Raw genomic sequence first — 22,032 nt, forward strand, 5'->3', positions numbered from 1 at the left:
AGGAGTACAACATGGAACCGGAAATTTTTGTTGATATCCTAAGTGACGCTCTTTTTTTAGTTATCAAGCTGGTGTCTGCAATTGTAGTCCCAGGCTTAATTATTGGTTTAGTTGTGGCTGTGTTTCAGGCCGCAACGTCTATCAATGAACAAACATTGAGCTTTTTACCTCGTTTATTAATTACCATTAGTGCGCTTATTGTGGGTGGGCATTGGCTTACTCAAGAGCTAATGGACTTTTTTACTCGCCTAGTATTACTTATTCCTGAAATTGCAGGTTAAGCGTGGAATACCCCTTTGCTGTCGTTATTCAATGGTTGAGCGATTTTTTGTTGCCGCTGGTACGCATTAGCTCAATGATTATGATTATGGCTGGTTTGGGGGCTAAAAATGTTCCTACACGTATAAAAATGGGTTTATCGGTTGTTGTAACTTTTGTTGTAGTTCCTGTTCTGCCCCCAGCTACATTCACTAATTTATTTTCGTTTGAGATGATTTTAGTCGTTATTCAACAAATGCTGATTGGTGTTGCTATTGGTTTTGCATCTATACTTTTATTAAATACTTTTGTGTTAGCAGGGCAAATACTCGCGATGCAAACCGGTTTAGGTTTTGCTTCGGTTATTGACCCTTCTAATGGTGCGAGTGTGCCTGCTGTGGGCCAGTTTTTTCTTATTTTGGCCACCCTATTATTTTTTGCTTTTAACGGTCATTTAATGATGATTCAAATGGTGGTGCATAGTTTTCAAGTGCTACCCATTGATGGCACATGGTGGTCTGTAGATCATTACTGGGACATAGTGACCTGGGGTGGCTGGATGTTTACTACAGCACTTGTACTCTCACTTGCACCGCTTACCGCGATGCTCGTTATTAATATGTCGTTTGGTATTATGACGCGTGCAGCACCGCAATTAAATATTTTCTCCATTGGTTTTCCGTTTACCTTGGTAGCGGGGCTTATTATTATTTGGGCGACACTAGGTAACTTTGTTACTCAGTTTGAGTTTCAATGGTTAAAAATGGTTGAGCTAATGTGTACTTTAGTTGGTTGCTCACCTTAGGAGAAAGTCATGTCTGAAGACTCAGGACAAGAAAAAACAGAAGAACCCACATCCAAAAAACTTGAAGAATCTAAAAAGAAAGGCCAAATAGCGCGCTCAAAAGAGCTAGGCACCATGTTTGTACTTATTTTTTCGGCTATATCGCTTTTGATGTATGGGCCAGAAATTGGCAAAGGTTTATACAATGTAATGGGCCGAACCCTTAGCTTAAATCGCAACGAAGCCTTTGATACCACTAAAATGTTTGCCGTATGGGGAGAGGTTGCAGACGCTTTAATGTTTCCTATGGCTATGTTTGTATTAATTATAGTTTTGGCTGCATTTATTGGGAATACGTTACTAGGTGGTTTTAATTTTAGCTGGGAAGCCGCTGCACCTAAAGCAAGTAAAATGTCGCCAATGAAAGGCTTTAAACGTATGTTTGGCCCGCAAGCGGCTATTGAGCTTGTAAAGTCACTTTTAAAATTTGGTTTGGTTGCAAGTTTTGCTATATTTTTAATTAATACCTATTTTGATGAAATACTGCATTTAAGTTTAGAAAGTGCGCCAGGTAATATTATCCATGCCTTAGAGATTTTAGGCTGGATGTTTTTAGGCCTTTCATGCACTTTAATTATTATTGCGGCTATTGATGCACCATTTCAAAGTTATAACCATAACAAACAACTTAAAATGACAATGCAAGAGATTAAAGATGAGTATAAAAACTCTGAAGGTGACCCACAAATAAAAGCGCGTATTAGGCAAACTCAAAGGCAAATGTCGCAAAACCGTATGATGCAAGATGTCCCTGACGCTGATGTTATTGTTACCAACCCAACTCACTACTCAGTAGCATTAAAATACGATACAGAGCGCGCAGGAGCGCCCATAGTACTTGCTAAAGGTATTGATGAAATGGCGATGCAAATTAGAAAAGTAGCAATAGGGAACGAAGTACCTATTTTAGAATCCCCTATGCTGACCCGAGCGCTTTATCATACGGCTGAAGTAGGAGAGCAAATACCCGATCAGCTATTTACTGCAGTAGCGCAAGTTTTAGCGTATGTATTTCAGCTTAAGCGCTTTAATAAAGGGCGCGGAAAACGCCCAACTAAACTTAATAATAAGCTCCCAATCCCCGATGCCTACAAGTATTAAACCGTTAACTTAGTAACTTGGAATAGTTATTGCAAATTCTACGTAGTGTCAATTTTTTGAAATTGTAGAATTATGAGTTTTAAAGCGGTATTACAACAACTTAACAGAGACAAAAAAGACTATGCCAAAGGGGTAGGTACTCCTTTGCTTGTGCTTGCAGCCTTGGGAATGGTGATCTTACCGTTACCGCCATTTTTACTCGATATCCTTTTCTCGTTTAATATTGCCCTCGCATTAGTGGTTTTACTCGTGACTGTTTACACGATGAAGCCGGTTGAGTTTGGTATATTCCCCTCTGTATTACTAATCGCTACGATTATGCGCTTAGCGCTTAACGTTGCCAGCACTCGAGTTGTATTACTTGAAGGTCATAATGGTGGTGATTCTGCCGGTAAAGTAATTGAAGCGTTTGGCTCAGTTGTTATTGGTGGTAACTACGCAGTTGGTTTGGTCGTATTTTTAATTCTGATCATTATTAACTTTGTGGTAATTACTAAAGGTGCTGGGCGTATTTCTGAGGTATCTGCACGTTTCACCCTTGATGCAATGCCGGGTAAACAAATGGCAATTGACGCCGATTTAAACGCTGGTTTTATCAGTGCTGAGCAAGCGCGTGACCGCCGCGAGGAAGTAACTCGCGAAGCTGATTTTTACGGCTCAATGGATGGTGCGAGTAAATTTGTAAAAGGCGATGCCATTGCAGGTATTGTTATATTAATCATCAATATTGTTGGTGGTTTATTTGTCGGTATGATTCAACATAATTTGAGTTTTGGCAACGCAATGGAAGTATATACATTACTTACCATTGGTGATGGCTTAGTTGCTCAACTCCCTTCTTTACTGCTTTCAATTGGTACCGCGATTGTTGTAACACGTCAAAATGAGTCGCTCAATATGGGTGACCAATTTAAGAAACAACTAGGTAACGAAAAATCACTCTTTATTGCTTCAGGTATTTTGATCATCATGGGTTTAGTGCCTGGTATGCCGCATTTTGCTTTTTTAAGTTTAGGTGCGTTATTGGGTTATTTAGCTTACTACACACAGCAAACTAAGTTAAAAGCCGCTGCAGCAGAAGCCGAAGAGGCCGCCAGTGGCGGAAGCGCTGCAACAGGTATTGCCAATAAACAAGAGCAAAAAGAACTTGGTTGGGATGATGTTCAGCAGGTTGACGTAATTGGCCTAGAAGTAGGTTACAGATTAATTCCGTTGGTAGATCAATCTCAAGGTGGTGAGTTACTTAATCGTATAAAAGGTGTACGTAAAAAGCTTTCTCAAGAACTTGGCTTTTTAGTACCACCTGTTCATATTCGCGATAATTTAGAGCTTGACCCTAATGCTTACAGAATAACGCTAATGGGTGTTTCAACAGGTGAAAGCGAACTTAAACATGGCGACGAGTTAGCGATTAACCCAGGGCAAGTATTTGGTCCTATTAAAGGGGTTGAAACTAAAGATCCTGCGTTTGGCCTTGATGCAGTATGGATCAAGCCTGATCAAAAAGATGAAGCGCAATCACTAGGTTATACCGTTGTAGATTCAGCCACGGTAGTCGCCACTCATATTAGCCAGTTATTAACTAACAGTGCGGCGTTGCTACTAGGGCATGAAGAAGTTCAAAACCTGCTTGATATGCTTGCTAAAAGCCATCCTCGCTTAGTGGAAGGACTAGTACCTGATGTGTTGCCATTAACTGCAATTGTAAAAGTACTGCAAAATTTATTGAATGAAGGTGTAGCTATTCGCGATATGCGCTCAATTGTTCAAACCCTTGTTGAGTATGGTCCGCGTAGCCAAGACCCTGATGTATTAACGGCTGCAGTGCGTATTTCTCTGCGTCGGTTAATTGTTCAAGATGCGGTTGGCATGTCATCAGAAATCCCTGTCATAACCTTGGCACCTGAGTTGGAACAGATGTTGCATCAGTCATTACAAAATGCAGGCGATGAAGGTGCCGGTATTGAGCCTGGACTTGCAGAGCGACTTCAAGTGTCATTGACACAAGCGCATCAAAATCAAGAAATGGCCGGTGAACCTTCTATATTGCTAACGTCAGGAATGTTACGCACTGTGTTATCTCGTTTTGTTAAGTACACCATTCCAGGATTGAGAGTGATGTCTTATCAAGAGGTACCAGACGAAAGACAGATCAAGATTGTTAGCTCTGTAGGCCAACAATAAGATTTTAACAGGGGTTGAATCATGAAAATTAAACGTTTTTTTGCTAAAGATATGCGCACAGCACTTAAAGAAGTTAAAGATGAGTTAGGTGTTGATGCGGTTATTATGTCAAATAAGAAGCTGGCTAACGGTGTAGAAATTGTAGCGGCAGTTGATTATGACAAAGCAGCTCCTAAAGTAGCAGCGCAACCACAACGTACTGCAGAGCCGCGTGCTCAAGCACCACAGCAAAGTATGCATAATTTTGTAAAACCAGAGCCTCAGCGTGCCAAACCAGAGCCGCAAGCAAAAGTGGCTGACAGCCTACAGGCTTTGTTAGAGCGCCAATCACCGCGTCCTCGCTCCCCTGAACTTGCATCAATGTTTTCACAATCAGGTATTGATACTACCGATAACTATCAAGAACCAGTTATGGAACAGCGTACTAAAAATATGTTTGCTCCTGAAAATGCAGCGCCAGTTCGTCCACAAACTCAAGCGGATAGCTTAGGTTTTGATGATTTAGACAGCGACTTTGATGATTTAGATAGTCCAGTAACTGCTCGCCAACAAACACCCAATAATGAAAGCGAAGAAATGACAACAATGCGTGAAGAAATGAACGCAATTCGTCAATTACTTGAGCATCAAGTATCAGGCTTAATGCAGCAAGATATGGCGCGTCGCGATCCAACACGCGCTTGCATGGTTGACCGCTTAGTCGGTATGGGTATTGATAAAGAAGTAGCGCAACAAATGGCATGTTTTGTACCTGATGATGTATCTCGTAAGCAAGGCTGGAAAGCGTTGTTAACGATGGTCGAAGATCAAATGCAAACAACCAATAATGAAATACTTCGCCAAGGTGGTGTATATGCGTTAGTGGGTCCAACAGGTGTTGGTAAAACAACAACAGTTGCTAAGCTTGCAGCGTTAGGCGCACAAAAATATGGCGCTGATAAAGTGGCCTTAATAACCACTGATACATACAGAATTGGTGCATATGAACAGCTTGCTACTTACGGCCGTATTATTGGTTGTGGTGTAAAGCAAGTTAAAGATGCTAATGAATTAGCTGAAGTTTTATATCATTTACGAAATAAACGTCTAGTATTAATTGATACAGCAGGTATGAGTCAGCGAGATTTACGTTTAACTGAGCAGTTAAACACGTTAATGCGTAACCAACGTGTGGATATTCGCAGCTACTTAGTACTAAGCGCGACGGCACAAATTAATGTATTACAAGAAACAGTACGTCACTTTAAAAAAGTACAATTAAGTGGTTGTATTTTCACTAAGTTAGATGAATCATTAAGTTTGGGTGAGATTATTAGTATTGCGATTCAAAATCGCCTTCCAATAGGGTATCTTACTAACGGTCAACGAGTGCCAGAAGATATTCGTGTTGCAAATGCTGAAAAACTAGTGAAAAAGGCTGAGCAGTTATATTTAAAAAGAACAAAAGCACAACATTCAAGGCACCAAGCAGTGGCGCCAAGTACAGTAGGGATGTATGATTAACACAGTATTAGATCAAGCAAGCGGCCTGCGCAAAATGAGTCAAAACAATAACAACGGCGTAAAAGTTATCGCTGTAACCGGTGGTAAAGGTGGGGTGGGGAAAACAAATGTTTCTCTAAATACCGCTATTGCACTAGGGCAACAAGGTAATAGAGTATTAGTGCTGGATGCTGACTTAGGTTTAGCAAACTGTGATGTGATGCTTGGTTTACGTGTAGAGCGCAATTTATCACACGTTTTGTCAGGTGAATGTGAGCTTGACGAGATTTTAGTTGAAGGGCCTGCTGGTATTAAAATTGTACCCGCTACATCGGGCTCGCAAAGTATGGTTGAATTATCGCCATCTGAGCATGCCGGGCTAATTCGTGCATTTAGCGAATTGAATACCGAATTTGATATTTTAATTGTAGATACAGCCGCTGGTATTTCAGACATGGTGCTAAGCTTCTCACGAGCAGCACAAGATGTAATGGTTGTAGTGTGCGATGAACCAACATCAATAACCGATGCTTACGCACTTATTAAAGTATTAAGCCGCGAGCACGGTGTTTATAAGTTCAAAATTGTTGCCAATATGGTCCGCAGTATGCGTGAAGGCACTGAATTGTTTGCAAAACTATCTAAAGTTACCGATCGCTTTTTAGATGTTTCAATGGAGCTAGTAGCAACGGTTCCTTATGACGAAAATATGCGCAAAGCAACACGTCGCCAAAAGGTGATTGTTGAGCTCTTTCCAAGTTCGCCAGCCGCTCTCGCGTTTAAAGCGCTGGCGACAAAAGCAGTTAAATGGCCAATACCAAATCAACCATCTGGGCATTTAGAGTTTTTCATTGAGAAACTAGTAAACGGCTAATTATGACAACATTGGTGAATAGAGCTATGGGATATCAATCAACACAAAACTTAAATGTGATTGTTGAGAAACATGCATCACTTGTTAAAAAAGTGGCATGTCATCTAATTGCTCGATTACCACCTAGCGTTCAGCTTGATGATTTAATTCAATCAGGAATGATAGGTTTAATAGAAGCTTCAAAAAACTTTGATGCAACAAAAGGCGCAAGCTTTGAAACCTTCGCCGGTATTCGTATTCGCGGGGCTATGCTTGATGAAATGCGTCGTGGTGATTGGGCTCCTCGTTCAGTACACCGTAAAAGCCGACAAGTTGCAGAAGCAATTACTGGGCTCGAAAGCAGTCTGAATCGCGAACCAACAGATACAGAAGTTGCTGAAAAACTTGAAATTTCACTCAATGAGTACCATCATATCTTAAATGATGTTAATACCAGTAAAGTATTAGGCATAGAAGACCTTGGTGTAGATGAGGATGTTATTACTCCCGTAGGCCAAGATTTAGCGCTAGACAAACCTTTTAATAATGTTAAAAATGATCGGTTTAATGAGTCTTTGCTAAATGCAATAAAGTCATTACCAGAGCGTGATGCAATGGTACTTTCTTTATACTATAACGATGAAATGAATTTAAAAGAAATAGGACATATACTCGATGTAAGCGAATCGCGTGTAAGTCAGATACATGGTCAGGCGATGATTAAGCTTAAAGCTAAAATCAATGACTGGATAAACTAGTAGTAAGTAAACTAAGGTTAATACCTCACTGGGGGATGTTTTGGATAAAAACATGAAAATTCTTGTAGTTGATGATTTTTCAACGATGAGACGAATTATAAAAAACCTATTACGTGACTTAGGTTTCACTAATGTTCAAGAAGCTGATGACGGGTCTACAGCTTTGCCTATGTTACAAAATCAAGTATTTGATTTTGTGGTTACAGATTGGAATATGCCGGGAATGCAAGGTATTGACCTTTTAAGAGCAATTCGTGCAGATGATAAGTTAAAACATATCCCTGTACTGATGGTAACGGCAGAAGCTAAAAAAGAACAAATAATAGCTGCAGCGCAAGCTGGCGTTAATGGTTATATTGTTAAGCCATTTACGGCTGGAACATTAAAAACTAAATTAGAAAAAGTATTTGAACGCTTAGGCTAATGATGGGGGAGAGGCTTATGTCAGCACCAGCTGCGCCTCAAATAACGTTAGAACAAGCTCGTCAACTCGTCATTTATTTAGAAAACGATGAGCAAGATAAAGCTAATCAGTTGATTTTAGAGACAGCTTCGCAAGAGCAGTCTAAATTATTTGCTGAAGTTGGGAAGTTGACTCGTCAACTGCACGAAGCACTTAAAAGCTTTGAGCTTGATACTCGCTTAACTAACATAACGACAGATGCGATTCCAGATGCTAAAAAGCGGCTTAATTATGTTATAGAAATGACAGAAAATGCGGCTAATAAAACAATGGATGCTGTTGAGGCTAGTTTACCTATAGCTCAGCAACTTGCAGATGAAATATCTCATATCAAACCGACATGGGATCGTTTAATGAGCCGGGAGATTGAGCTTGGTGAGTTTAAACAACTTTGCCATAGTATCGATAAGTTTATGAATAACTCTCATCATAAAACGGATGAGCTTCAAAGCTTAATGACAAATGTACTAATGGCTCAAGACTATCAAGACTTAACAGGTCAAGTTATTCGCCGTGTTATAGAACTTGTTAGAGAAGTAGAAGAAAGCTTACTTCATCTTTTAACAGCGTTTGCTGAACAAGATGACAGTGACAACACAGCGAATAAAGTAGAACAACAAAAAATAAAAGAACCAGTTGCCACACAAACTTTAGCAGGTCCTGAAGGCCCTATTATTGATAAAGAATCGCGTAATGATGTTGTATCTGATCAAGATGAAGTCGATGATCTTTTATCAAGTTTGGGCTTCTAAGAGGAGAGTAACTGCATGTTTGAAGTCGATGAAGATATTTTACAAGACTTTCTTGTAGAGGCAGGAGAAATCCTAGAGCTTTTATCTGAACAGTTAGTTGAACTGGAAAATAATCCAGAAGATACCGAGTTACTAAATGCCATATTTAGAGGCTTTCACACTGTAAAAGGTGGTGCAGGCTTTTTAGCTATGACAGAACTTGTTGATGCTTGCCACGGCGCTGAAAACGTATTTGATTTACTACGTCAAGGCGTGCGAACGGTCAATTCAGAGTTAATGGATGTTATTTTACAAGCGCTCGACACTATTAATGAAATGTTCGCGACTATCCAAAATAGGGATAAGCCAGAACCAGCAGACCCTGAGTTACTTCAAACCCTCCATATTTTGGGCCTACCTCCAACAGAAGCCGAGCTTAACGGAGTCGCTTCAGAAACTCACGTTGAACAACCTCTTGATGAAGTAGTTGATACGCCAATAGCTGATGAGGAAGATCCATTTGCATTTGATGAAATGTTTAGTGGAACTCCTTCGGTTAGTGACGCTGAAATAAACGAAATCACTGAAGATGAATTTGAAAACTTACTTGATGAACTACACGGTAAAGGACAAGGTCCTGCAGTTGAAAAGCCAGTAGCAAGTAGTAGTGATTTTAATGGTGATATTACTGATGATGAATTTGACAGCTTATTAGACGAGTTACATGGAGTTGGCAGTTTTGGTGAGGTTGCGAGTAAAGCACCTGAGCAAAGTAGTGCAGTTAAAGCGCCTGTAGAATCAGCTAAACCAGCGTCAAATACTGCTAATTCATCAGATGATGAAATTAGTGATGATGAATTTGAAGCGCTTCTCGATGAACTTCATGGCAAAGGCACTGCACCTAAATCAATAGAAAGCACTCCAGCTGTGAAACAGCCCAATATTCCAGCTAAACCAGCTGCAAAAACGAGTGTGCCTGTAAAAAAACCAGAACCTGTAAAAGCACCCGCTTCTAAACCGGTAGAAAAACCGGTTGCTAAAGCAGCGCCAGCAACGCCTAAAAAATCAGCGCCACCAGCAGCAGAGACGACAGTTCGCGTAGATACAAAACGACTTGACCAAATTATGAATATGGTTGGTGAGTTAGTACTTGTGCGAAATCGTTTGGTTAGTTTAGCGACCAACTCAGACAGTGAAGCAATGGGTAAAGCAATCTCTAACTTAGATGTAGTGACTGCTGATATTCAAGGCGCGGTTATGCAAACACGAATGCAACCAATTAAAAAGGTATTTGGTCGTTTCCCTCGCGTAGTACGCGATTTAGCACGCAGCTTAAACAAAGACATTGACTTACAACTTGTAGGTGAAGAAACCGATTTAGATAAAAACTTAGTGGAAGCACTAGCCGATCCGCTTGTGCATTTAGTTCGAAACTCAGTTGACCACGGTATTGAAATGCCAGCTGTTCGTGAGGCTGCCGGTAAGCCTAGAACAGGTAATGTTACTTTATCAGCGTCTCAGGAAGGCGACCATATTTTGTTGACCATTAAAGATGATGGCGCTGGTATGGATGCTGAGAAACTGAAAAAAATAGCAATTAGTAAAGGCGTACTCGACCACGATCAAGCGAGTCGACTTTCTGACACTGAAGCATACAACCTCATTTTTGCACCTGGCTTTTCTACAAAAGAAGAGATATCTGATATTTCAGGTCGTGGTGTTGGAATGGATGTGGTGAAAACTAAAATCACCCAATTAAACGGCTCTGTAAGTATTCAATCTGAGTTAGGCGTAGGTACCATTTTAGAGATAAAAGTACCACTTACCTTAGCTATATTACCGACCTTAATGGTAATTGTTGGCGCACAAACATTTGCGTTACCACTTGCAGGTGTTAGTGAAATATTCAACTTAGATTTAACGAAAACAAATGTGGTTGATGGGCAATTAACAATTATTGTGCGTAAAAAGGCAATACCATTATTCTACCTCGAGCACTGGTTAGTTAAAGGCTCAGATCGTTCACAGCGAAAAGCAAAAGGCCATGTAGTTATTGTGCAAATTGGTACGCAGCAAATTGGTTTTGTTGTTGACTCATTAATTGGCCAAGAAGAAGTTGTGATTAAGCCGCTTGATGCGTTACTTCAAGGAACACCAGGTATGGCAGGTGCTACAATAACTTCGGATGGTGGCATTGCACTGATTTTAGACGTTCCAAACATGTTAAAACATTACGCAGGCTAATAATAAAGTAGGTATATATTTAATATATACCTACGCATAAATTTAATAAGAGAGCTAAATGGCCGTTAAAGTTTTAGTTGTTGATGATTCAAGCTTTTTTCGCCGCAGGGTAAGCGAAATTCTTGAGCAAGATAGCGACATACAAGTTATAGGCTTTGCTGTGAATGGCAGAGAAGCTGTTGAAAAAGCAGCTCAGCTACGTCCAGATATGATCACTATGGATGTCGAAATGCCTGTGCTTGATGGTATTAGCGCAGTTAAAGAGATAATGGCGAGTAATCCAACCCCGATCTTAATGTTTTCATCACTAACACGTGATGGCGCAACAGCAACGTTTGATGCGCTAGATGCTGGAGCAATGGATTTTTTACCGAAAAAATTTGAAGACATTGCTCGCAATAATGAAGACGCTATAAAGCTTTTACAAAATAAAGTGAAAGATATAGGGCGAAGACGTTTACCGCGAACGTTTAAAGCTGCAACACCACCTAAGCTAGTAATATCAACTAAACCGATAACAAGCTCACTTTCGCAAAGAACAAACACACTAACGCCTTCGATAAAACAACCCGATAGAAGCTTTCAAAGAGCAGCACCTACAATACCGTCAGGTTCAAATGTTGCCTCAATGCGAGCAAGTGGAAAGCAATACCAGCTTGTGGCTATTGGCACTTCTACAGGTGGCCCTGTTGCACTACAAACTATATTAACTCAATTGCCTGCTAATTTTCCTCATCCTATTTTGCTTATTCAGCATATGCCTGCGGCTTTTACACCTGCATTTGCGGCACGTTTAAATGGCCTGTGCCAAATAAAAGTGAAAGAAGCGCAACAAGGTGACCGCTTACAACCAGGAACGGCTTATCTAGCGCCTGGCGGACAGCAGATGATGGTAGAAGGGCGTGGGGCAAATAGAACACTGCGCGTATTTGAAGATCATAGCGAGAGAATAAGTTATAAACCGAGTGTAGATGTAACTTTTGCCAGTGCAGCAAAAACGTATCAAGGCGATGTGCTTGCTATTGTTTTAACAGGCATGGGCGCTGATGGACGTGACGGTGCAAGAATGTTAAAGCAAACGGGTGCAACTATTTGGGCACAGGATGAGAAAAGCTGTGTTGTTTATGGAATGCCTCAAGCCATTGCTAATGCGGGGCTTTCGAGTGAAAGCTTAGCATTAAACGATGTTGCAGCACGTATCAAGAGAGAGGTAGGTTGTGGATAAACTCTCAATATTTGGACTATTTGTAGCACTGGGCGCAATAGGTTTGGGTTACTCTTTAGAAGGCGGCGTTGTTTCTGCTTTATTTAATGGTCCTGCCCTTATTATTGTATTAGGCGGCACGCTTGGTGCTGTTATGTTGCAAACATCAGCAAGTACCTTTAAAAAAATGCTAAATATGAGCTCTTGGGTTTTTGTTGCGCCACAATATGATATTGAAGATGCAATAGAACAAGTTAAGCGATGGTCTCATAAGGCACGTCAAGAAGGTTACTTAGCGCTTGAAAATGAAGCGCTAGCTCACCCAGATGCATATGCAGCAAAAGGTTTAAGCTTGCTTGTAGATGGCTGCTCAGAGCAAAAACTACGTGACACGCTTGAAATTGATTTACTGCTAGAACGCGATCGCTTGCTTGAAGCCGCACGTGTTTATGAAGCGATGGGGGGCTACAGTCCTACCATTGGTATTTTAGGTGCTGTGCTTGGTTTAATACAGGCAATGTCGTTTATTACCGATCCACAAATGCTTGGTGCAGGCGTTGCAACGGCATTTATCGCGACCATTTATGGTGTTGGTTTAGCTAATTTATTGTTTTTACCTATGGCAAATAAGTTAAAACAGCGTGTAGAGCAAAAAATGCTTTACCATGAAATGCTTGCCGAAGGCGTGATTGCGATAAGCGTTGGCGAAAGCCCAGTAAATATAGAATTAAAGCTTGAAGCCTACCGTGTAGAGCGTCCTAATTTAGTGGACGAATAACATGCTACGCCGACGACTTCGTCACTCTGCTCCTAAAAGTCAACATACAGAGCGTTGGCTTGTATCGTATGCCGATTACATGACCATTATGTTTGCTTTTTTTGTGGTGCTGTATGCGATAGCGATCAACAAAGAAGAACAATTTCAAATATTGTCAGACTCCCTCGAACACGTTTTTGATAAATCTGCCCGCCAGCACTCCCAGCAAGGTGAGGGCGTCAATGGTAATGGAATATTGACTGATAGAGTGACACCTGAACAAGAAGTTCTTTATGGTGAAAGTATTTTAAAAGAAGAACAGGGTCCAGAGTTACTCGACGGTCAAAGTGATACAAGTAACATACAACAGAAATATTTAGGTAAACCACTCGATAGCTTACTTGCTAAGCTGCAGTCAGCGCTTATTGATGAAATTCGTGATGGAGAAGCCAGTTTAGAGCTTAATCAAGATTGGCTGATTATAGAGCTAAGCTCAGGTATGTTATTTTCAAGTGGTAGCTCAGTTGCACACTCTAGGGCAAAGCAAGTCGTCAAAATTGTTAAAGATATTATTGCTCCAGTAGATAACTATATTAGGGTGCGTGGCTATACTGATGATGAAAGTATTCGCAATGAAATATTTCGCTCAAATTGGGAACTCTCGGTTGCTAGAGCAACATCTATTTTAGTAGAGCTGGAAGCATTAGGTATTAATTCTGCCAGAATGGCGATAGAAGGTTATGGTCAATATTCACCTTTTGTAAGTAACGATACAGAACAAGGGCGAGCAGAAAATCGTAAAGTTGTTATTGCACTTTCTAAGTATGGTTTACCACCGATACAAGACATTAAAGGTGATGAACAAGCCGTTAAGCCAGTAGCGGAAGAGCCTGAAATTAAGCTCCCTTCAGATGACGATACAATAAAAATAATTCGTTTGCCTCATGGTGGTATTCGCATAACAACGCGCAATGAACAGTAATTAGGATGTAATGTGAAGATTTGGACTGTCGCAAATCAAAAAGGTGGTGTTGGTAAAACAACAACAGCAGTGAGCCTTGCTGGTATTTTAGCTTTGCAGGGTAAGCGTGTGTTGCTTATTGATACAGACCCTCATGCATCACTCACTTATTACTTTGGCATTGACTCAGAAGATTTGGAAGTCAGTGTATATGATATTTTTGCGCGTGGCACGAGCATGCAAAGTGAAGAGATACTTCAAGCTTTATGCCCATCAACACTTGAAAACCTAGATATTTTACCCGCAACAATGGCGATAGCCACGCTTGATAGAAGCATGGGAAATAAAACAGGTATGGGATTAATACTAAAAAAAGCGCTTGCAAAAATCAGTGAACATTACGATTATGCCATTTTAGATTGCCCCCCAGTTTTAGGGGTGTTAATGGTTAATGCGCTTGCAGCAAGTGAGCGAATTTTAGTGCCAGTGCAAACGGAATTTTTAGCACTGAAAGGGCTTGATAGAATGATGCGCACTATGGAATTAATGCAAACCTCTCAAGCGAAAGATTATCAATATACTATAATCCCTACTATGTATGATAAACGAACTAAAGCATCGTTAGAAGCATATAAAACACTGCAAAGTACGTATGGTGATAAAGTCTGGCCAGGTGTGATACCGGTAGATACTAAATTTAGAGATGCAAGCTTTGCGCAAAAAGTGCCTGTAGAGTATTGTCCTCGTTCGCGTGGTGTATACGCATATAAAGCACTGCTAGAATATTTAATTGAACAAGGTTAATGAATGAGTAAGCAATTATTTGCTAATGAAAAAGTAATGAAACAATACCTAGGGGCTTTGTTATGTGAAGACGAGCCTGTAGATAACCTTGAGCCAGTCGCAAAATTACTTGAGCAAATGCCACACGACTCGCAGCAAGAACATATTCATTTAAAACCAAAAGAACAGATAAAAGCGGCAGAAAAAATATTTGATCAAGATTTACTTAATTCTGAAATTAAGCCAATAGTTGAACCGATTTTTGAAGCCGCAAAAGTTAATAAAGCCATTGACGATGAAGTAATAGAGCCGATAAGTACGACTACAGAAGAACCAGAACCACAGATTATAACCACTAGCCAATCTGACTATTTTGATGGTGAATTTCAGGCATTATTTTTTGAAGTTGCTGGTTTAACATTGGCTGTGCCATTAAAAGCATTAGGCGGTATACATCAATTAGGTGAAGTAAATCATTTATTTGGTAAGCCAAAGTGGTTTAAAGGCGTTATGCTCAACAGAGAAGAAAAGCTTAATGTTGTTGATACTGCTCGTTGGGTAATGCCAGAAAAGTATGATGATAAATTAGAGGCGTCTTTAGATTATCAGTATTTAATTACCTTAGGTGATAGCCAGTGGGGCTTATTAGCTGAAAAGTTGATAAATAACATTACATTGAGTAAAGAAGATGTAAAATGGCGTACAAATAAAAGTAAGCGCCCATGGCTTGCTGGTGTTATAAAAGAAAAAATGTGTGCTTTAATAGATGTAGATAATTTAAATATATTATTAGAGAAAGGCTTAGATAGCCGTCAGTAGTAACGACCATTACGGGGTAATAGCATGAATCAAGATAAATTACTGTCAGCAAATAAAAACGCAGATAATAATGATGAAATTTTACAGTGGGTTACGTTTAAGCTAGAGGAAGAAACCTACGGCGTAAATGTAATGCAAGTACAAGAAATACTTCGTTATACAGAGATAGCCCCTGTACCAGGTGCACCTTCTTACGTTATTGGTATTATTAACTTACGCGGTAACGTTGTAACTGTTATTGATACTCGTGCACGTTTTGGTTTGTTAGCTGCTGATGCAACCGATAATTCTCGTATATTAATTATTGAAGCTGAAGAGCAAGTTATCGGTATTTTAGCCGACAGCGTATCTGAAGTCGTTTATTTACGCAGCTCTGAGATCGATAGTGCACCAAATGTTGGTACTGAAGAAAGTGCTAAGTTTATTCAAGGCGTTTGTAATCGTGATAATGAGCTACTGATTTTAGTCGATTTAAACAAGTTACTCAGCGATGATGAATGGGATGAGTTAAGCGATATATAAGCTTTACCAAATAAATTATGCTGTTACTTAGTATAGCCATATCAGCGTTAGCGGTAGGACTTATATCGCTTGCGCTAATAATTGCATTAAAAAACAAACAAGTGAATGAAGTTAATGCTGTATTACAGCAGCTTAAAGATAGCTCAGAGCAAACTCATATTTTGCGAAGTGAAATTTCAGAGCTTAGAACAGGGCTTTTAAGTATTGGTAAGCGAGTGCTTGAGGTTGAGCAACAAAATCAAGATTTAATACAACAACAAGCTGCGCAGAAATACGATGACCCTGATGCTAAAATTTACTCCCGTGCAGTAAAAATGGTTGAGTTAGGTGCGGACCTCGATGAGGTGATACGCGAATGCGAATTACCGCGAGCAGAAGCCGAATTACTATTTTCACTACATAAACAAAAAGGCGCTTAGCGCCTTTTTAGTTATAAGCGTGTAAATAATCTCACGCTTTAATATTTAACTTACCTTGAAAGTCTTGCCAGCCTGGCGGAAATTGACCTCTTAATACATACGAAAACGCAATAAGCTCTGCAATTACATAATAAAGCTCTTTAGGGATTTCTTCCCCTAAGCTTAAATGCGACAACGTTTTAGCAAGCGCTGCATCTTCGTGGATCATAATTCCTTTTAATTTTGCCGCTGCAATTATTTCGTCAGCTAACTCACCAAACCCTTTTACGCTTACAGTGGGGGTGTTGCCAGCTTCGTATAAAAGCCCAATGGCTGACTTATTAATAGGTGTATCACTCATTACTAAACCTTAATATTAATAATTGCATGAGATTTATAAAATGCTTGATTATTAGCATCGCCTCGCTTTAAGTTGAGCTCTCCAACCTGTAAACCATGCTTAGCTAGTTTGGATCTTAAATTATCTAAGTGAGGGTGAGCAATTGCGCTTACTTCTTGGCTTGAGGCTAATAGCTGGCAATCGAGTGCTTTATCCATTAACTCAGCGGTAATCTGTAACTGCCCAATCTGTGCATAATCAAAGTTTAGCCTGACAAACCATACATTTTTATCTTCTAATTTATCTGCGCTTGGCTTTTTATATTGCCCCAATGTTATTTCTGTTTGGGCGGCCTCAGGCGGCAATTTCATTGGTAATAAAAATTGTGCAAGCGGGTTTGTGTCAGGTTGCTGATTTGGTGTTGAAACACTTACTTGGGTAAGTGTGTTTTTAACTTGTACGATTTCGCTAGCCAATGCTTGAACTTGAGCTTGCTGCAGTTGCTCAAGTATTTTTGCTCCCGCGTTTCCTGTTTTAAAAGTAGGTATGAGTACTTGTAAAAGTGCATCTAAGCCAGTTTGGTTATTAAAGCTTATCGGTGTTACTGATTGGCTAATTATAGGGGCTGCTAAAATACTCACTGCAACTTGTTCAAGTCCTTTAGTGAAGCTACTTTGTAGTATGTCACCCGTTAATTGAGATGGTTGTAAGGTGGCTAATACTTCACGCTGTATGGTCGCAGGGTTAACATTATTACTTGAGACCATGCGATTAAATGCTTGGTTAATTAAGCGAGTTAAATCGGGCGTGTCTTTTGTTGCTCTATTTGTAATGTCAGTAATTTGACTACTTAAAAGCTGTTTGTTACCAGCTAATCTATCCGTAGGGATTGTGGTATCAGGAAGCTTTAATAATGTGCTTAATAGCTTTGCTTCTATTGGTTGTAGCATTTGACTACGAGAGGCAATATTAGATAACGGCTCTGCTAATGGGAGCATGTTTTTAATCGAGGCTGAGTTTGCACTGTTTTGATTGTTGCCGTTTATTACTGGTTGCACTGAAGAGGTTATTTGCTCTTTAGTAACAATTTCACTTGTAGGCTTAATTAACGTATCAACTTTACTGTTAGTACTAATATTCAGAGCACTCAATTGACTCGCGTTTAAATTACTTGGCTTAGCGCTCGCCACTCCATTTTGAGTAATATTATTTGGCGTTGGCGTTGGCGTTGGCGTGTTAGCTGTTGTTATATTTGTAGATGATTGCCAAACACTAACACTTCCTTTTATTTGCTGAGTTAATTGTACAAGTGGCGGAAGTCTTGAAAAGTGCTCTGGTAAAGTATTGCTCGTATTACTATTTAACGCAGTACTTACATTTTGGGTAATATTCACTCTATTAAACGGTGATACTGTTAATTGCATAACTAAGCTCGGCCTTTGTATCGCAGATGATGCAGACGGCGGCATTAACTCAGATTTATTTGCTGCTGCAAAGGGCTTACTTTCAAAATATTTAACTGCATCATTAATTCGCGTTTTTAAATCACTAAAGCTATTTTGTAGCCACGATTTTATTGGGCTATTAGGTGTAAGCAGTGGACTTGCTTTAATAGTGGACGCAGAAAAAGGTATTTCAGGGACACTGCTTCTTTGAGTTAAAAGTAACTCGTTAAACGGTTTAGAAAATGAGTTATTAAGCGTTACTTTTATATTATTAGTATCGGTCTTAATAAGTAATTTATCAGCCTGATTTACTAAATTCACTTTAATGGGGGTGTTGGGTAGTTCACTAACTTGTTGATTAGTAATAGGCGTCGTAAACGAACCTGACTTTTGAGGATGAGTCAAAATAGCTAGTTTAGGTGTTGCTTGAAGTTGCGCACTAGGTAATAAGGCCACGAGTAATTTAGTAAGTTTAGTTTGGCTAAGTGGTTGCGTATGAATTGTATCTGCAAAGCGATTAATAACATTAAGCTGTGCGCCTTTGTTCGTCGTGCTAACAACTACTTTTAAAGGCTGCTCGGTTAAAAGTAACTGCGCTACGTCTTTATTTATGGCAATACTGGCGTTAAGTTTATCAATTACTAATTTTGGGGTAGGGGACATAACCACTTGTAAATCCATTGGTTTGCTTTGTACCTCAGTGCCCGTGCTTACATAATTTAATAAACGCTGTAATTGTACTGGTTGATTTAAAGTAAGGGTTGTAGTGTTTGGCGTGATGTTGAGCTGTTTGCCATCGGGACTAAGTTGTATGTTAGCACTGGCTATTTTTTGTAAATTTTGAGGTGCGCTTGTAGTGCCAAGTCTTAATGTTTGCCAATGTTTATCAATAAATACATCAAGCGTAATCGAGTCTTTCGAAAATTGAATGTTTTTAGCGGCAAGTACCTCATTAGGTAATTGCGATAACTCATTGGTTTGAGGGTTTGTCGATTGATTGATAACCAATGAATTAGATAATGTTATTTGCGTTGGCGTATTCATTATTTTAAATCAAGTTTTCTCTATTTTAAGTGAATCGATTTTAAAGCAATATTCGTATTACCCTATCATTATGGTAGACTAACGCCTAATTTTTGGCAGAGAGAATCGTCATCTTGTTACACATTAAGTCCGTCACCTGCATCAAGCAAGATCGTTGTTTGTTTGCGGATCTTAATTTTAGCCTTAATAGCGGTCAAATCATGCAATTAGCGGGCCCTAATGGGGCTGGTAAAACATCGCTATTACGTATTATCGCAGGCTTTTCTGTGCCTGATGAAGGAGCTGTTTTATTTCAAGAACAGCCTATATCTAAGTATTACGAAGAGTATGCCAGAGAATTACTCTTTATAGGCCACAAAACAGGTGTAAATACTCAGCTTAGTGCCGTTGAAAATGTTCGTCATTGGTTACAAATTAATGGCTACATAAACCAGCCTGACTTGTATCCCATTTTAGCGCAACTTGGCCTTGTTGGACTTGAAGATGTACCGGTTAGAATGTTATCTGCTGGACAACAAAGACGTGTAGCTTTGGTCAGGCTTTGGTTAAGTGATGCTAAATTATGGGTACTTGATGAGCCATTTACCGCGCTTGATAAAAGCGGTGTTGCCTTTTTACAGCAGCGATTTACCGAGCACTTACTAAACGGTGGATCTATTTTGTTAACGACTCACCAAGACTTAACGACCCATTTTAGTAACTTGCAAACGGTTACACTGGAGTATCGTCACTAATGACTCGTCAACATTCTTATTGGTTGCTATTTAGTGCGGTATTTACCAAAGATGTAAAACTTGCGTTTCGCCAGCGCGCTGAAATTGTAAATCCTATTTTGTTCTTCTTAATTGTAATTTCATTATTTCCGTTAGCAATCGGGCCTGAGCCTGGTTTACTAGCGAGAATGGCACCGGGAATTATTTGGGTTGCCGCATTACTCTCTACCATGTTGGGCTTGGATAAGCTGTTTAGAGATGATTTTAATGATGGCTCATTGGAGCAGTTAATTGCATCGTCTTACCCGTTATCGTTAACCGTACTTGCTAAAGTGGCTGCTCACTGGGTGGTAACAGGTTTGCCGCTTGTATTAATGACGCCGCTATTTGCATTGTTGTTAAACCTAGAAAGTACGGCGTTAACAGCGACTGTTTTGACATTATTATTAGGCACTCCACTATTGAGCTTTATTGGCGCAATAGGCGCAGGGCTTACTGTGGGATTACAAAAAGGGGGTATTTTGATGAGTTTACTCGTACTGCCTTTGTATATTCCTGTTTTGATTTTTGCAACGTCGGCTATCGATACCAGCACCATGTCGCTGGATTATAGTGGGCAGCTTGCCATCCTTGGTGCAATGTTACTTATTGCTATTATTAGCGCACCAATTGCCATATCGTCAGCTTTAAAAGTGAGTGTAAGTTAATGTGGAAGTGGTTACATCCCTATGCTAAAGCAGAGCGTGCATACCAGTTATGCAATACGTTACTGCCTTATTTTGCCGTAGTTACTGTAGTTAGTATGATTGTTGGATGGGTATGGGGGCTTGGTTTTGCACCTGCCGATTACCAACAAAAAGACAGCTACCGTATCATCTTTATTCATGTTCCTTCTGCCATTTTGTCTATGGGGGCTTACTCATCAATGGCTATTGCAGCTGTTGTTGCACTTGTATGGCAACTACGAAATGCCGAACTTGCCGTTATTGCTATAGCGCCTGTTGGTGCTTGTATTACAGCTATAGCGCTTATTACTGGCGCTGCATGGGGTAAACCTATGTGGGGTGCTTGGTGGGTATGGGATGCGCGTTTAACGTCTGAACTTATTTTATTATTTTTATATCTTGGCGTGCTTTCGCTTTATCATGCATTTGAAGATAAGAAGTCAGCAGGGCGTGCAGCTTCTATTTTAGCAATTGTTGGCGTAATTAATTTACCTATTATTCATTACTCAGTTGAGTGGTGGAATACGCTACACCAAGGCGCAAGCATTACAAAACTAGACACTAAAGCAATAGACCCAAGTATGTTTTGGCCACTTATGGTTAATATTTTAGCCTTTGCTGCTTTTGTAGGAACAGTGACTTTAATTCGTCTTAAAAATGAAATTTTACAACGCGAAAAGCACCGACCGTGGGTGCGTTTGTTGTTAAATAAGGGGTAATTATGCAGTTTGACTCTTTTTCTGATTTTATTGCAATGGGAGGCTATGGGTTTTATATCTGGCTTTCTTTTGGTACATGCGCTCTTATTTTACTCGGTATTTTAGTGAACTCTTTAAGAGATACCAAACGTATTATGGCTTCAGTTGAGCAACAAATAATACGTGAAGCGCGAATTAAAAAAGCTAAACAGGAACAAGCCTCATGAATCCAAGACGTAAAAAGCGCCTATTGGTAATTATTGCCGTACTGTTTGGTATTGGTGGATCAATTGGTTTAGTGCTTTATGCACTTCAAGAAAATATTAATCTTTTTTATACACCAAGCGAACTTATTGATGGCAAAGGGCCTAATAAAGAAAAACCATTCATTGGCCAAAAGCTACGTATTGGTGGCATGGTTGTACCAGGCACGGTTGAGCGTAATGAACAGAGCTTACAAGTAAGCTTTAAGCTAATTGATACAGGTCCATTAGTGACCGTGCGTTATCAAGGCATATTGCCAGACTTGTTTCGTGAGGGGCAAGGCATTGTAGCGCAGGGCGTATTAATCGAACCTAATGTTATTGAAGCATTTGAAGTGCTTGCAAAGCATGACGAAGAATATATGCCAGCAGAAGTTGCAGAGGCAGTTAAAGGTATTAAGCACGAAAAACCAAAATACAACTTAGATAGTGGTAATTAGCT

Annotated in this window: 24 protein-coding genes; 22 read left to right on the top strand and 2 right to left on the bottom strand. The window is 39.9% G+C overall.

Annotated features, from left to right (window positions below):
• The first annotated feature begins 11 nt into the window (after positions 1-11).
• The 17 genes from fliQ (at position 12) to GQR45_RS05495 (ending at position 16,383) form a co-directional block, all read left to right on the top strand.
• Positions 12-281: a flagellar biosynthesis protein FliQ gene (fliQ, locus tag GQR45_RS05415; protein WP_002959325.1), complete on the top strand. Its 270-nt coding sequence runs from the start codon at positions 12-14 to the stop codon at positions 279-281.
• A 2-nt stretch (positions 282-283) separates the two neighbouring features.
• Positions 284-1,063, top strand: a complete 780-nt coding sequence (gene fliR / locus GQR45_RS05420; RefSeq protein ID WP_007585805.1) for a flagellar biosynthetic protein FliR — start codon at positions 284-286, stop codon at positions 1,061-1,063.
• A 9-nt stretch (positions 1,064-1,072) separates the two neighbouring features.
• On the top strand, positions 1,073-2,203 hold the full coding sequence (gene flhB / locus GQR45_RS05425) for a flagellar biosynthesis protein FlhB (RefSeq protein ID WP_007585806.1): 1,131 nt from the start codon (positions 1,073-1,075) through the stop codon (positions 2,201-2,203).
• A gap of 72 nt (positions 2,204-2,275) precedes the next feature.
• The gene (gene flhA, locus GQR45_RS05430; protein ID WP_010553901.1) at positions 2,276-4,387 is read left to right on the top strand and encodes a flagellar biosynthesis protein FlhA; all 2,112 of its coding nucleotides are present in this window, start codon (positions 2,276-2,278) and stop codon (positions 4,385-4,387) included.
• 21 nt (positions 4,388-4,408) lie between these two features.
• Positions 4,409-5,890 (top strand): flagellar biosynthesis protein FlhF, encoded by a 1,482-nt coding sequence (flhF, locus tag GQR45_RS05435; RefSeq protein ID WP_007585808.1) that lies wholly within the window; start codon positions 4,409-4,411, stop codon positions 5,888-5,890.
• A complete protein-coding gene (locus GQR45_RS05440) occupies positions 5,883-6,743 on the top strand; it encodes a MinD/ParA family protein (protein ID WP_007585809.1) in 861 nt (286 codons plus the stop codon). The genes flhF and GQR45_RS05440 overlap by 8 nt, the downstream gene beginning before the upstream one ends.
• A gap of 26 nt (positions 6,744-6,769) precedes the next feature.
• Complete coding sequence (locus tag GQR45_RS05445; RefSeq protein ID WP_007585810.1) at positions 6,770-7,480, top strand: RNA polymerase sigma factor FliA; 711 nt, start codon at positions 6,770-6,772, stop codon at positions 7,478-7,480.
• Positions 7,481-7,520: 40 nt separating this feature from the next.
• Entirely contained in the window at positions 7,521-7,904 is a 384-nt protein-coding gene (cheY, locus tag GQR45_RS05450) for a chemotaxis response regulator CheY (protein ID WP_008132609.1), read from the top strand.
• A gap of 17 nt (positions 7,905-7,921) precedes the next feature.
• A complete protein-coding gene (locus GQR45_RS05455; protein ID WP_007585814.1) occupies positions 7,922-8,695 on the top strand; it encodes a protein phosphatase CheZ in 774 nt (257 codons plus the stop codon).
• A 15-nt stretch (positions 8,696-8,710) separates the two neighbouring features.
• On the top strand, positions 8,711-10,918 hold the full coding sequence (locus tag GQR45_RS05460; protein ID WP_165725379.1) for a chemotaxis protein CheA: 2,208 nt from the start codon (positions 8,711-8,713) through the stop codon (positions 10,916-10,918).
• Between the two features lie 58 nt (positions 10,919-10,976).
• Positions 10,977-12,143, top strand: a complete 1,167-nt coding sequence (locus tag GQR45_RS05465; protein ID WP_165725380.1) for a chemotaxis response regulator protein-glutamate methylesterase — start codon at positions 10,977-10,979, stop codon at positions 12,141-12,143.
• Entirely contained in the window at positions 12,136-12,900 is a 765-nt protein-coding gene (locus GQR45_RS05470) for a flagellar motor protein (RefSeq protein ID WP_007585825.1), read from the top strand. The genes GQR45_RS05465 and GQR45_RS05470 overlap by 8 nt, the downstream gene beginning before the upstream one ends.
• Before the next feature lies 1 nt (position 12,901).
• Positions 12,902-13,861 (top strand): flagellar motor protein MotB, encoded by a 960-nt coding sequence (locus GQR45_RS05475; protein WP_165725381.1) that lies wholly within the window; start codon positions 12,902-12,904, stop codon positions 13,859-13,861.
• Between the two features lie 12 nt (positions 13,862-13,873).
• On the top strand, positions 13,874-14,644 hold the full coding sequence (locus GQR45_RS05480; RefSeq protein ID WP_007585827.1) for a ParA family protein: 771 nt from the start codon (positions 13,874-13,876) through the stop codon (positions 14,642-14,644).
• Between the two features lie 3 nt (positions 14,645-14,647).
• Positions 14,648-15,442, top strand: a complete 795-nt coding sequence (locus GQR45_RS05485; protein WP_165725382.1) for a chemotaxis protein CheW — start codon at positions 14,648-14,650, stop codon at positions 15,440-15,442.
• 24 nt (positions 15,443-15,466) lie between these two features.
• Entirely contained in the window at positions 15,467-15,964 is a 498-nt protein-coding gene (locus GQR45_RS05490; protein WP_002959294.1) for a chemotaxis protein CheW, read from the top strand.
• 17 nt (positions 15,965-15,981) lie between these two features.
• Positions 15,982-16,383, top strand: coding sequence for a DUF2802 domain-containing protein (locus GQR45_RS05495; RefSeq protein WP_024589935.1), 402 nt, complete (start codon positions 15,982-15,984; stop codon positions 16,381-16,383).
• 31 nt (positions 16,384-16,414) lie between these two features.
• On the opposite strand, the gene GQR45_RS05500 is transcribed toward GQR45_RS05495, so the two are convergent.
• Complete coding sequence (locus GQR45_RS05500; protein WP_024589934.1) at positions 16,415-16,723, bottom strand: EscU/YscU/HrcU family type III secretion system export apparatus switch protein; 309 nt, start codon at positions 16,721-16,723, stop codon at positions 16,415-16,417.
• A gap of 2 nt (positions 16,724-16,725) precedes the next feature.
• Positions 16,726-19,191, bottom strand: a complete 2,466-nt coding sequence (locus GQR45_RS05505; protein WP_165725383.1) for a flagellar hook-length control protein FliK — start codon at positions 19,189-19,191, stop codon at positions 16,726-16,728.
• Between the two features lie 113 nt (positions 19,192-19,304).
• On the opposite strand from GQR45_RS05505, the gene ccmA reads away from it, so the two are divergent.
• Genes ccmA through ccmE form a run of 5 tightly spaced genes read left to right on the top strand, consistent with a single transcriptional unit; the run spans position 19,305 to position 22,030 of the window.
• The gene (gene ccmA, locus GQR45_RS05510; protein WP_165725384.1) at positions 19,305-19,925 is read left to right on the top strand and encodes a cytochrome c biogenesis heme-transporting ATPase CcmA; all 621 of its coding nucleotides are present in this window, start codon (positions 19,305-19,307) and stop codon (positions 19,923-19,925) included.
• Positions 19,925-20,611 carry a heme exporter protein CcmB gene (gene ccmB, locus GQR45_RS05515; protein ID WP_002959286.1) on the top strand — a complete coding sequence of 229 codons (687 nt, stop codon included), beginning with the start codon at positions 19,925-19,927 and terminating at the stop codon, positions 20,609-20,611. The genes ccmA and ccmB overlap by 1 nt, the downstream gene beginning before the upstream one ends.
• A complete protein-coding gene (locus GQR45_RS05520) occupies positions 20,611-21,348 on the top strand; it encodes a heme ABC transporter permease (protein ID WP_007585844.1) in 738 nt (245 codons plus the stop codon). The genes ccmB and GQR45_RS05520 overlap by 1 nt, the downstream gene beginning before the upstream one ends.
• 2 nt (positions 21,349-21,350) lie before the next feature.
• On the top strand, positions 21,351-21,554 hold the full coding sequence (ccmD, locus tag GQR45_RS05525) for a heme exporter protein CcmD (protein ID WP_007585846.1): 204 nt from the start codon (positions 21,351-21,353) through the stop codon (positions 21,552-21,554).
• Positions 21,551-22,030, top strand: a complete 480-nt coding sequence (ccmE, locus tag GQR45_RS05530) for a cytochrome c maturation protein CcmE (protein ID WP_007585848.1) — start codon at positions 21,551-21,553, stop codon at positions 22,028-22,030. Before ccmD ends, ccmE begins: the two co-directional genes overlap by 4 nt.
• The last annotated feature ends 2 nt before the right edge of the window (positions 22,031-22,032 follow it).

This window comes from Pseudoalteromonas sp. SA25 (assembly GCF_011378705.1).
Classification (GTDB): Bacteria; Pseudomonadota; Gammaproteobacteria; order Enterobacterales; family Alteromonadaceae; genus Pseudoalteromonas; species Pseudoalteromonas arctica.